This is a genomic window from Haloterrigena salifodinae (assembly GCF_003977755.1).
GTDB lineage: Archaea > Halobacteriota > Halobacteria > Halobacteriales > Natrialbaceae > Haloterrigena > Haloterrigena salifodinae.
Genome location: NZ_RQWN01000001.1, coordinates 219,805 through 232,141 on the forward strand (window position 1 = coordinate 219,805; position 12,337 = coordinate 232,141).

Here is a 12,337-nt window from a genome sequence, read left to right on the forward strand (position 1 = left end):
CTATCGAGGGGGACCGTCCGATCCCTGATCGCCGGCGGCCCCGTGGTGTCCGTGAACACTGCACTGGTGAAGGACAAACCGCTCGAGTCGGCCGGGCTCTGTTCGGAACCGAGTCGGACAGACTATAACCGAGAACGAACAAGCTGTTGTCATACTCTCGAATTGCGTCACGAACGATTCCCCGAGGGATACTGAAGATGTATATCGTCATCATCGGCGCCGGAAGCATCGGCTCGAATCTGATCGATCTCGCGGTCCGCGACGGCAACGACGTCGTCGTTATCGAGACCGACGAACAGCGAGCGAACGACGTGGCTTCGACGTACGACTGTCTCGTTCTCAACGCCGACGCGACCAACCACGACACGCTCCGAGACGCGGACATCGACCGAGCGGACGCGGTCATCTCGACGACCGACATTGACGCGGTCAACATCATGGTGATGTTGCTCGCCCAGGAACACGACGTCCCGAACCTCGTCAGCGTCGTCCACGATCCCGAAAACCTGCCCGTCTTCGAGAAGATTGGCGTCAACTTAATCGAGAACCCCCAGCGGCTGATCGCCGACTACCTCTATCACTCCGTGCGATACCCCGACGTCAGCGACTTCATCGACCTCGACGACGAGACCGAACTCGTCGAACTCACCGTCACTAAGGACGCCCCGATGCACAACCAACTGCTTTCGACGGCGAAGGAAGCCGGCACGCTTCCCGAGGGCTGTCTCGTCGTCGCCCTCCAGCGGAACGGTGAGATCCGGGCCCCGAGGGGCGAGACGACGATCCGAGCCGGCGACAAGGTGACGGTGTTCACCGACGACGCCACGCTGGCCGACGCGGTCGCGGCGTTCACCGGCGACCATCCATGAGAGTCCGGTATTCGGCGGTGGGGCGAGACCTCGGCCGAATCGTGCAGGTCGTCTCCCTGATGTTGCTCGTCTCGATCCCGATCGCCGCCATTCACCGCGAGTTCTACGCGATCCCCGCCTTCGTCGGCTCCGCCCTTCTGATGGGCGGAATCGGGCTCGGTCTCACGCGGCGATACCAGGACGTGTCCGACACCGGTCGACTCGAGGCGATGGTCACGGCCGCGGCCGCGTGGGGGACTGTCGGCGTGTTCGGCAGCCTCCCCTTCCTGCTGATCGCGTGGACGATCGCGGTCGACCCGTATCCGGCATGGGCGAACACGCCCGAGATGTCCGAAACAGTCGCCGTCTTCCGGTATCCGTTGAACGGAATCTTCGAGAGCGTGAGCGGCTTCACCAGCACCGGACTGACGATGGCCGTCGTCGAGGAGCAACTGCCCCGGTCGCTGCACTGGTGGCGCTCCTTTACCGAGTGGATCGGCGGCGTCGGCGTCATCGTGTTGACGGTCGCCATCCTGGCGCGGCCGGGCAGCGGCTCGCTCACTCTCTATAAGAGCGAGGCCCGGTCGGAGAAGATCCACCCCAGTATCGTCTCGACGGTGATGGAGATCTGGAAGATCTACGTCGGATTCACCCTCGCCGGCATCGTCCTGTTCCTCCTCGCCGGGATGCCCCTGTGGGACGCGATCAACCACGCGATGACGGCCATCGCGACCGGTGGGTTCTCCGTCCACGCCGACTCGATCGGCCACTACGGCAGTCCCGTTATCGAGTACGCAGTCATCCCGATGATGGTCGCGGGCAGCATCGCCTTCCCCGTTCACTACCTGCTACTCAAAGGGGAACTCAAGAACTTCTACAAAGACGTCCAGACCCGCTGGGTGTTCATCTGGTTTGCCGTCGGCTCGCTCGTCCTGATGGCGCTGCTCTTGATTGGAGACCAGTACGAGGCGCTCGAGGAGACGTTCCGAGTCGCGCTGTTCCAGTTCGTCTCCGCGACGTCCAACGCCGGGTTCGGTACGGTGGCGATCGGAAGCGGTACCGAACGCGTCTGGACGGCCGGCCCGACGCTGTTGCTCTGTGTGGGTATGCTTACCGGCGCCGCGGCCGGGTCGACCGTCGGCGGGCTCAAGATCATCCGCGTCATCACGCTCATCAAGGGGACGGTCTGGCAGATCCGGAGCGTCTTTACGCCCGCCAGCGCGATCCGACGGCTCCGGATCGGCGAGCGGAGCCTCGATCAGTCCCAGGCCCAGCGCGAGTACACCGAGGCGACCGTCGTCTTCGTTCTCTGGATCGTCGGCCTCGCGGTCGGTGTCGCGGTCTTTCTCTGGACGCTGCCGCCCGAGTACCCCCTCGAGTACGTCATTTTCGAGGTGATGAGCGCACAGAGTACCGTCGGTTTGGACGCGGGAATTACCGGCCCGGCGATGCCGATCGCCGCCAAGACGGTACTGATCTTCAACATGTGGATCGGCCGCCTCGAGATCATCCCCGTCGCCGTGTTGCTGGGTGCGTTCTTCCAGCAACTCGATCTCTACCGGTAGCAGCATCCGGTCGTCTTCGAATCGACCGGTCGACGATGTCGACGGACACTCGCCCTCGAGCCGAGGGGAGACCCCGCCGACGGCCGCTCATTCCTGCGTCGTGCGGTATCGTCGTCGGCCGCGTTTGGCGGAATTCGATCGATCTGGCCCATCACGAACGCGACGAGCGGCGGGTCCGTCGACCGCGACCGGCGGAGTGTGGACGCTCGAGGCGACGGTCGACGCCGGGGACGCTCATCGAAATTCATGCTCTTAACCCAGGTCCGGAATGCGTAAATGTGCTAGGTTTATATTATCGAATCCGAAACGAGGTCAATGATGCACCGATGTCGACAGCGACGACGGGACTGCGGCGCCGCGGGCGCCCGGTCCGGTCGCGGCGGTGACCCGACGACTGACTCGAGCACGAGGCACGCGGACGTTCTCGCGCTCGAGGACGCCGTCGACGAAAGCGTCGCCGCGGCCGTCGGGATTCGACCACGGCCCGGCGGTCACCGCCGCCGACTGCTGTCGGGATCCGATTCGTACAGACTGTTCACCGAGAGCGAACGTCCGGTCGTCGTTTTCTCGCGACCGGGTTCGCAGGAGACCTAGATTCAACGATGTATATTGTCATTATCGGCGCCGGAAGTATCGGTTCGAACCTGATCGATCTCGCGGTCCGCGACGGCAACGACGTCGTCGTCATCGAGACCGACGAACAGCGAGCGAACGACGTGGCTTCGACGTACGACTGTCTCGTACTCAACGACGACGCGACCAACCACGACACGCTCCGAGACGCGGACATCGACCGGGCGGACGCGGTCATCTCGACGACCGACGTCGACGCGGTCAACATCATGGTGATGTTGCTCGCCCAGGAACACGACGTCCCGAACCTCGTCAGCGTCGTCCACGACCCCGAAAACCTGCCCGTCTTCGAGAAGATCGGCGTCAACTTAATCGAGAACCCCCAGCGGCTGATCGCCGACTACCTCTATCACTCCGTGCGGTATCCGGGCGTCACCGACTTCATCGACCTCGACGATCACACCGAACTCGTCGAACTCACCGTCACCGAGAATGCCCCGATGGCCGGCCAACCGCTCTCCTCGGCGAAGGAAGCCGGCGCGCTCCCCGAGGGCTGTCTCGTCGTCGCCCTCCAGCGCGACGGCGACATTCGCGCGCCTCGCGGCGGGACGACCGTCCGCGCCGGCGATCACGTGACCGTCTTCACCGACGACGCCGCCTTGGATGACGCCGTCCGGGCGTTTACCGGCGAGCAGCCATGAAGGCCCGCTACCCGGTAATCGGGCGGGACGTCGGCCGGATCCTTCAGGTGGTCTCCCTGATGCTGCTGGTCTCGATCCCGATCGCCGCCATCCACCGCGAGTTCTACGCGATCCCCGCGTTCCTCCTCTCGGCGGTCGTGATGGCCGGGCTCGGAGTTGCGCTCGCTCGCCGATACCGCGGCGCGGCCGACCCCGGAAAGCTCGAGGCGATGATCACCGCGGCCGGTTCCTGGGCAGCGGTCGGCATCCTCGGCGGGCTCCCGTTCCTGCTGATCGCGTGGACAATCGCGATCGATCCGTACCCCGCGTGGGCGAACACGCCGCCGCTGGACAACACGACGGACATCTTCCTGAACCCGCTCGACGCGGTGTTCGAGAGCATGAGCGGCTTCACCGGGACGGGGCTGACCGTCGCCGCGGTCGAGGAGAAGTTACCGCGGTCGTTACACTGGTGGCGCTCCTTTACCGAGTGGATCGGCGGCGTGGGCGTCATCGTACTGACGGTCGCCATCCTCGCGCGGCCGGGCAGCGGCTCGCTGACGCTCTACCAGAGCGAGGCCCGATCGGAGAAGATCCACCCGAGCATCGTCAATACGGTCACGGAAATCTGGAAGATCTACCTCGGGCTGACGCTCGGCTCGATCGCGCTGTTCCTCCTCGTCGGCATGCCGGCCTGGGACGCGATCAACCACGCGATGACGGGGATCGCCACCGGCGGGTTCTCCGTCCACGCCGACTCGATCGGCCACTACGGCAGCCCCCTCATCGAGTATGCAGTCGTCCCGGTGATGGTCGCGGGCAGCATCGCGTTCCCGATCCACTACCTGATTTTCAAGGGCGAACTCGAGAACTTCTACACGGATGTCCAGACGCGCTGGGTCTTCCTCTGGTTCGGGATCGGTTCGCTGGCCCTGACCGCGATCCTCTGGGCCAACGGACAGTACGAGACGTTCGAGGAGACGTTCCGGATCTCGCTGTTCCAGTTCGTCTCCGCGACGTCGAACACCGGTTTCGGTACGGCGACGGTCGGCGAGGGCACGGAATCGGTCTGGTCGGCCGGAGCGACGTTCGTGACGTGTCTGGGAATGCTGACCGGCGCCGCGGCGGGGTCGACGGTCAGCGGTCTCAAACTCGTCCGCGTCATCACGCTCGTCAAGGGGACGGTCTGGCAGATCGGTTCGGTCTTCCAGCCGGACAGCGCGATTCGTCAATTCCGGATCGGCAAACGGAGTCTCAGCGAGGACCAGTTCCAGCGGGAGTACACCGAAGCGGCGGTCGTCTTCCTGCTCTGGATCACGTTCCTCGCCGTCGGCGTGACCGTCCTCCTGCGGACGCTCTCGCCGGCTCATCCCGTCGAGTACGTCATCTTCGACGTGATGAGCGCCCAGAGCAACGTCGGGCTCGACTCGGGGATTACCGGACCGGGAATGCCCGACACCGCGAAGGCGATGTTGATAATTAACATGTGGGTCGGCCGCCTCGAGATCATCCCCGTCGCCGTGTTGCTGAGCGCGGTCTTCCGACGGATCGGCCTCTACCGCTGACTCACAGCGCGGCCGACACTTCGCTGAGGGCGGTCGCGTCGACGAACAACACGACGTGGTCGCCGGCGCGGGGAACCGTCGTCCCGCGGGGCGTGACGAGGTCGCCGCCGCGAGAGATCGCGCCGATGACGACGCAGTCGGGGAGCCCCTCCATCGACTTCGCGATCTCCCGGCCCGCCAGGGCACTGTCGTCGTCGAGTTCGACCTCGATGACCTCGGCGCGGTCGTGTTCTAACATCGCGATCTTCTCGGTCTGATCCGTCCGCGTAAAGCGGACGATCTCCTCGGCGGTCTCCTCTCGAGGGTTGATCGCGACGTCGATCCCAACGGCCTCGAAGAGGTCGGTGTACTCGGTGTTCTCGATGATCGCGACGGTCCGGTCGACGCCGACCCGCTGGGCCAGCAGCGAGACGAGCAGGTTCTTCTCGTCGCTGTCGAGGGCGGCGACCACGATGTCGGCCTCGTCGACGTGCTCGCGGGTGAGGAAGTCGGTGTCGGTCGCGTCGCTTTGCATGACGAACGTGTCCGGCAGCGCCTCGGCCATCTCGCGGGCGCGCTCCTGGTCCCGCTCGATTAGCCGCGGCTCGAAGCCGTGGGCCTCGAACTCCCGGGCGGCCTGGAACCCGATCTCGCTGCCGCCGACGATGACCACGTCGTCGGTGCTCGAGGTCGTGTCCGGAACCATCGCCATGGCGAACTCCTTGACGGAATTGGGGCTCCCGATGACGACGATCCGGTCGCCGGCACGGAACTCGGTGTCACCGCGGGCGACGATCAGTTGCTCCTCCCGAAAGACGGCGGCGAACGTCATCGAGTCGTACCGGTCGGCTTCCTCGACGCGCTTGCCGACCAGCGGGCTCTCCGGGCCGATCTCGAACTCGGCCATCCTGACGAGGCCACCGGCGAACGTTTCGACGTCCTGGGCCCGCGGGAAACCGGAGATCCTGAAGATCGTCTGGGCGACCAGCAGATCCGTACAGACCATGAAATCCACACCGAAGGCGCCCCGGGACCCCTCCCAGGTGTTCAACAGCGTCCGGCGTCGGACGCGCGCGATGGTGAACGTCTCGCTGGCGGTCTTGGCGGTGCCACAGACGACGATGTTGGTCTCGTCGCTGTCGGTACAGGCGACGACCAGATCCGCCCGCTCGAGGCCAGCGTCCCGGAGTGTCTCGAGTTCCGTCCCGTCGCCCTGAACCGAGAGCACGTCGTACGTGTACGTGATCTCGTCGGCGAGCGCGGGATCGCGTTCGACAACCGCGACGTCGTGGGTATCCGCTAAGTTCGCGGCGATCATCTGGCCGACCTGTCCCGCGCCAACGATCAGTACATACATGGCTGGGACCTCCGTCGCTTGTACATCTTTCCCGGACGTTTTGGGGGCGGACCGATAGGCGTTTCGACGATCGGTCACCGCTCTAGAACGTCGCCAGCGCGGTCGAAAGCCTCCGCTCGAGGGATCGCGACGCGCCGTCTCCGCTCGCGTATTGCTCAGGCGCGCGTGCCAGCCGGCATCGTTCGAGAACGCATATACGACCGCGGCCTCCAAGGGAGAGACATGACTGACAGTACCGGAGCGGACGACGGCTGGTTCGGGGCTCTCGCATCCGACGGTCCCGAGGCGGCCGCGACGGCAGTTCGCGAGGGGTCCGCTGACGATCCCCACGACTGGCCCGCGCTCGCGGTCGAGGCGGGGGTCGTCGACGACGAGGAGGAGTACTACGACGCCCTGCGGGCCGCGACGACGGCGGCGACGAGGGCAGCGGTGACCGAGCGCGAGGCGGCCGACGACCGCCAGCTCGTCCACGCGGTGCGGGCGATGGACGACTGCACGCGGACCGCGAACGAGCTCGCCGAACGGCTGGCCGAGTGGGCGGGGACCGTCGACCCCGACGCCGGCACGGGCGTCGACTACGCCCGCGAACTGGCGAGTCGAGACGAAACGCCCGACGCCGCGCCGGACGCGCTCGTCTCGCTGGCCGAGCGCGTCGCCGGTCTCGCCGACGAGGCCGACGAACTGCGCGAGTACGTCGAGCGGACGGCGCCGACGGTGGCGCCCAACCTCGCCGCGATGGCCGGCCCCGTCCTCGCGGCGCGGCTGCTCTCGCTGGCCGGCGGCCTCGAGAGTCTGGCCAAGAAACCCAGCGGCACGGTTCAGGTGCTGGGCGCCGAGGACGCGCTCTTCGCCCACCTGCGCGGGCACGCGCCCTCGCCCAAACACGGGATCATCTACACGCACGACGCGGTCCGGGGCACCCACCCCGACGAGCGCGGCTCGGCGGCCCGCGCGGTGGCCGGGAAACTCGCCATCGCCGCCCGCGTCGACCACTACTCGGGCGAGTTGAAGCCCGAACTCGAGGCCGAACTCGAGGAGCGTATCGAGACGATTCAGGCGCGGACGGACGACGGCGCTGGCGACGAAAACGGAGGTTCCGACGATGAGTGAACAGCTTCCGGACGGCGTCGAGCGCCGCGCGTTCGACGGGAGCGAGCGACTCGCGACGCGGGGAGAGCCGGTCTACGGCGAACCGACCGAGGGCGAGTGGCGCGCGTGGAACCCGAACCGCTCGAAGCTCGGGGCGATGCTCGAGTTGGGGATGGACACCAGCCTCGATGGCGGCGAGACGGTCCTCTATCTGGGCGCAGCCAGCGGAACGACCGTGAGTCACGTCGCGGACTTCGCTGGCCCGACCTACGCCGTCGAGTTCGCCGCGCGACCGGCGAGGGATCTGCTCGAGGCGGCGGAGAGCCGACCGCGGCTCTTCCCGCTACTCAAGGACGCCCGAAAGCCCGAGACGTACGCCCACGTCGTCGAGTCGGACGTCGACGTGCTCGTTCAGGACGTCGCGACCCGAGGGCAGGCGCGGGTGGCCCTCGAGAACCGGCGCTTCCTGGCCGACGACGGGCGATTGTTGCTGGCCGTGAAGGCCAGAAGCGAGGACGTCACGCGCGATCCCGACGACGTCTTCGCGGACGTGCGCGAGGAGCTCGAGGAAGGATACGAGATCGTGGAGACCGAACGGCTCGAGGACTATCACACGGACCATCTCGGGGTCGTCGCGCGACCGCGATGAGAGTCGTCCCGGCTGTGATCGGAGCAACTCGCAATGTGAAGCGACCGTCCGATCGGCTGAACCGCTATCGCGTCCGCTCACCACGCCAGTAGAGAACGAAAGCGAACGAGGAGTAGCGATCCCCTCGTCTCGTTCACTCGGACGTCTCGTTCATCTCGTCCTCGAGCGTGATCAGTGCGTCATCGATCACCGGCTCCTCGTCACTTGTGTAGGGATCGTCGGCCTCGGGGAACTCGTACGTCTCGTTGCCGTTAGTGTCCTGATGGGCCATCGCGATCAACACCTGGCTCTCCTCGAGGGATTCGTTGAGTTCGACGGTCACGTTCTCGTGCTCGCCAGGGTCAAGGTAGGTGGAATTACCCAGGACGTCTCCGGGTGCGTACTCCGCGGACAGATTCGTAACGGTCTCGTTCCCGTCGTCGGGTGCGGCTGCGTGAATGACGGCGAAGCCGCCCTCGGGCAGCGTCGTGTTGTTGACCACGACTGCCGTCCCGTTCGACGTCTGGTTCTCGAACGTCACCGTGGCCGTTTCGTTCTCCGTCTCGTTCTCTTGGATCGTGCCGGCGTCGGTCGCGACGACCGCGAGGCTCGCCCCCGAGAGGAGGACGAGCGCCGCGACGACTGCGACGCCGATCGTTCTCGTACGTGGCATCGGAACCATCGATGGCACCGTCACAATTCGACAAAAACCGGACGTTTCGTTCGAGCGTTTCGGGAGTAGAAACAGCCGGATTCGACGGACGGACCGATCAGGGTAAGAGCGCTATTCCGCCCGTTAGTCTCGCAATCAATAGCGTAACCTCGGGTTCTGCTTCGAGTCAGGGGCGCCTTGCGGATGTCGCCGACTCCATAGTAGCGTTCGCGACGGTACCACGTCCTCGACCAGCGTGCTCCGGCTAGGGCGGCGAACGGAGGTGTCCTCGATAACAAATATAAGATCCTTCGTGGTACGCAGTCGTGGTATGTCAGAACACCCCACAATCGGCGACACCCTCGAGCAGACGGTCGAGCGCTATCCCGAGCGGGACGCGATCGTCTATCCGCGGAAGGATCAGCGGTGGACCTACGCCGAGTTCAACGAGCGCGTCGACCGGCTGGCGAACGCGATGCGCGACCTCGGGATCGAGAAGGGCGACAGGGTCGCAACGGTCCTGTACAACGGGTCCGAGATGGCACTTACCGTCTACGCGTGCGCGAAGCTCGGCGCCGTCTTCACCCCGCTGAACTTCCGCCTGCCGGCGGGCGAGATCGAGTACATCGTCAACGACGCCGAAGCCGAGATAGTCCTGTTCGAGTCCGAGACGCGGGAGGCGGTCGAGGGAGCGCGGCCGAGCCTCGAAACCGTCGACGACTACGTGTTCATCGACGACGACCGCGACGATCCGCCGGCGTACGCGCGGGGATTCTACGACCTCCTCGAGTCGGGGGCCGCCGACCCGCCCGCAGTGGCCGTCGAGGAGGACGACGTCTACGCCTTCATCTACACTTCAGGGACCACGGGGCGGCCGAAGGGCGTCGTCCACGAGCACCGCAGCATGGTCGAACACGATCTACTGTGTATCGCGGAACTGGACCTCACCCGCGACGACGTCGGGCTGTCGGTGATGCCGCTGTACCACTGCGCCGAGCTCCACTGTAGCCTGTTCGCGCGGGTCCACCGCGGCGCGGCGAACGTCATCCACCACGAGTTCGACCCGGAGGCGGCCCTCGAGGCGATCGAAGACCACCGCGTCACGGTCCTGTTCGCGGCGCCGACCGCGTGGAACGCGCTGTCGCTGACCGCCGCCGAGGCCGACGTCGACGTCTCGTCGCTCCGGATCGGCCTCTACGGCGCGGCGCCGATGCCCGAACGGGTACTCGAGAACTGCATGGACCACCTCTGCGAGGCGTACGTCCAGGCCTACGGGATGACCGAGCTCGGGCCGGCGGCGGTCTTCCAGCCGCCGGAGGACCAGATTCCGAAGCAGGGGTCGGCCGGCCTGCCCGCGCTCAACCACCGCGTCCGCGTGGTCGAACCTGACGCCGATCCGGACGCCGAAGTCGACGAGGGCGAGATCGGCGAGATCCTGCTTTCGAGTCCGTGTACGATGCGCGAGTACTGGAACCGACCCGAGGCGACCGCTGAATCCCTGCGCGAGGCCGACGGGACGACGTGGTACTACACCGGCGATCTGGGCTACCGCGACGGCGACGGCTACCCCTTCGTCGTCGACCGGAAGGACGACATGATCGTCTCGGGCGGTGAAAACGTCTACCCGGCCGAGGTCGAGGACGTGCTGTTCGATCACGACGCCGTCGAGGAGGCGGCCGTCGTCGGCGAACCCGACGAGGAGTGGGGCGAACGGGTCGTCGCGTACGTCGTCGCCGGCGGCGTCGACGCGGCCGGCCTCAACGAGTTCGTCCTCGAGAGCGATCGGCTCGCGGACTTCAAGCGCCCGCGGACGTACTACTTCGTCGACGAACTGCCCAAGAACCCCAGTGGCAAGATCCAGAAGTTCAAACTGCGGGAGGACGAGACCGACGTCGACCCCGAGGCCGAGCACGTCGCGTCCTGATCGGCGTTCGACGGCGCGCTCGAGGCGATGTTCCAAACGAAGTCGAGACGGACCGCCTGATCCGCGGTCCGTCTCGGGGATCAGACGACCAGCAACAGCCCCAGGACGACGGCCGAGACGTACAGCGTGACGATCGCTGCATACGTCGCGAACTCCCGCCAGTCGAAGCCGCGGATCGAGAGGATGCCGGCGAACAGGAACGCGAGCCAGAGGTTCGAGACGCCCGCGCCGTACATCGTCGCGATCAGTGAGACGGCGAGATCGACGTCGGCGGCCGCCAGCGCCGGGCCCTGAAGGACCCAGACGGAGGCGGGATCCGGGACGAGCAAGCCCAGGACGAAGGCGACGACGTACGACGCCGCGCCGGGAACGCCCGTGCTCGCGATCGCGTCGCCGATCGGCCCGTACAGGTCGGCTTCGGTCAGCAACGCGACGACCGAGGCGTACAGCAGGAACGGGATCGCTACGTGGTTGGCCCACCGCGTCGCGTCCTCCGTTTTCTCCCGGAAGGCCATCGGCGGTCCCTGGACCAACAAGCCGAGCACGACCAACGTGAACGCGAGCCACGGCAGCGTCAGCGCGCCGCCGGTTCCGAAGTGCCACCCCGCGGACGCGAGGCCGACGGCGACCGTCGCCAGGCTGATGAGCCGGCTGTTCTCGAGCCGATCGCCGAGTTGCCAGTCATCGTGGTCCCGCGCCGGCACGTAGTGCGACAGGGTCTCGGCGATCGACCCCTCGAGAACGCGGTTGCGCTCCGCGAGCGGTTCGATCTCGGACTCCTCGTCCGGTGCGAGCCAGACCAGTAAGAGCGGCAGCGTGGCGACGAAGACTGCAGTCGAGACGAGGTTCACCGGGTGGAGCACGAACGACGACATCGAAACGCTCCCGGCGTCCTCAGCCACGACGTTCGCGACGCCGCTCCCGTCGGCCATCAGCAACGCGCCGGGACTCGAGAGCCCCTGGTTCGTGACGACCAGCGCCAGTAGGGCGCCGGTCAGCACGAGCGGGTAGTGGACCGCGGTCCCCTCGGCGCGAGCGCGCCGACAGAGCTTCTGGCCGACGAGGACGCCGGCGATCAGCCCGAGCGCCCAGTTGACCCAGCCCAGCGCCAGCGAGGGGGCGCCCGTCGAGAAGACGATCCCCCGCTGGCTCGTCGGGAGGACGTCGGCGACCCCGTCGAGAACGGCGCCGACGCGCGGCGCTTCGACGACCGCGGCGCTGAGCACCCAGAAGAGAATCAGGAACATCTGCAGCGCGAACAGGTCGTAGAAGCCGGTCGCAAACACCTCGAGTTGAGTCAGCGGCTCGAGGAACGGAGCCGTCGCGACGAGCGCTAGTCCCGCGAGGAAGACTGCACCGACGAGCGACTCAGGGAAGTACTGACCGAATGCGGGAACAAATCCCGTTCGACCGGCGTCGTCGGCGACCGACTGGTCCGTCCGTTCGGCGTCGTGAGTGGGTGTTTCGCCGCTCATAG

Annotated in this window: 11 protein-coding genes; 8 read left to right on the top strand and 3 right to left on the bottom strand. The window is 66.3% G+C overall.

Features of this window, described 5'->3' with window-relative positions:
- Positions 1-197 precede the first annotated feature (197 nt).
- From EH209_RS01110 to EH209_RS01130, 5 genes are all read left to right on the top strand, one after another.
- Positions 198-869, top strand: coding sequence for a potassium channel family protein (locus EH209_RS01110; RefSeq protein ID WP_126661160.1), 672 nt, complete (start codon positions 198-200; stop codon positions 867-869).
- Positions 866-2,413 (top strand): TrkH family potassium uptake protein, encoded by a 1,548-nt coding sequence (locus EH209_RS01115; protein WP_126661161.1) that lies wholly within the window; start codon positions 866-868, stop codon positions 2,411-2,413. Before EH209_RS01110 ends, EH209_RS01115 begins: the two co-directional genes overlap by 4 nt.
- Positions 2,414-2,728: 315 nt before the next feature.
- Positions 2,729-3,007 (top strand): hypothetical protein, encoded by a 279-nt coding sequence (locus tag EH209_RS24360; protein WP_204747529.1) that lies wholly within the window; start codon positions 2,729-2,731, stop codon positions 3,005-3,007.
- 8 nt (positions 3,008-3,015) lie between these two features.
- Entirely contained in the window at positions 3,016-3,687 is a 672-nt protein-coding gene (locus EH209_RS01125) for a potassium channel family protein (RefSeq protein WP_126661162.1), read from the top strand.
- Positions 3,684-5,231, top strand: coding sequence for a TrkH family potassium uptake protein (locus EH209_RS01130; protein WP_126661163.1), 1,548 nt, complete (start codon positions 3,684-3,686; stop codon positions 5,229-5,231). The genes EH209_RS01125 and EH209_RS01130 overlap by 4 nt, the downstream gene beginning before the upstream one ends.
- Before the next feature lies 1 nt (position 5,232).
- Here EH209_RS01130 and trkA read toward each other — a convergent pair whose 3' ends face one another.
- Positions 5,233-6,567, bottom strand: a complete 1,335-nt coding sequence (trkA, locus tag EH209_RS01135; protein ID WP_126661164.1) for a Trk system potassium transporter TrkA — start codon at positions 6,565-6,567, stop codon at positions 5,233-5,235.
- A gap of 222 nt (positions 6,568-6,789) precedes the next feature.
- On the opposite strand from trkA, the gene EH209_RS01140 reads away from it, so the two are divergent.
- Both EH209_RS01140 and EH209_RS01145 read left to right on the top strand, forming a co-directional pair.
- On the top strand, positions 6,790-7,677 hold the full coding sequence (locus EH209_RS01140; RefSeq protein ID WP_126661165.1) for an NOP5/NOP56 family protein: 888 nt from the start codon (positions 6,790-6,792) through the stop codon (positions 7,675-7,677).
- Positions 7,670-8,305 carry a fibrillarin-like rRNA/tRNA 2'-O-methyltransferase gene (locus tag EH209_RS01145; protein WP_126661166.1) on the top strand — a complete coding sequence of 212 codons (636 nt, stop codon included), beginning with the start codon at positions 7,670-7,672 and terminating at the stop codon, positions 8,303-8,305. Before EH209_RS01140 ends, EH209_RS01145 begins: the two co-directional genes overlap by 8 nt.
- 133 nt (positions 8,306-8,438) lie before the next feature.
- On the opposite strand, the gene EH209_RS01150 is transcribed toward EH209_RS01145, so the two are convergent.
- On the bottom strand, positions 8,439-8,966 hold the full coding sequence (locus EH209_RS01150) for a DUF7282 domain-containing protein (protein WP_126661167.1): 528 nt from the start codon (positions 8,964-8,966) through the stop codon (positions 8,439-8,441).
- A gap of 301 nt (positions 8,967-9,267) precedes the next feature.
- Here EH209_RS01150 and EH209_RS01155 point away from each other — a divergent pair, with 301 nt between their 5' ends.
- Positions 9,268-10,860, top strand: coding sequence for a long-chain-fatty-acid--CoA ligase (locus tag EH209_RS01155; RefSeq protein WP_126661168.1), 1,593 nt, complete (start codon positions 9,268-9,270; stop codon positions 10,858-10,860).
- Between the two features lie 80 nt (positions 10,861-10,940).
- On the opposite strand, the gene EH209_RS01160 is transcribed toward EH209_RS01155, so the two are convergent.
- Positions 10,941-12,335 (bottom strand): TIGR00366 family protein, encoded by a 1,395-nt coding sequence (locus EH209_RS01160; RefSeq protein WP_126661169.1) that lies wholly within the window; start codon positions 12,333-12,335, stop codon positions 10,941-10,943.
- Positions 12,336-12,337 lie beyond the last annotated feature (2 nt).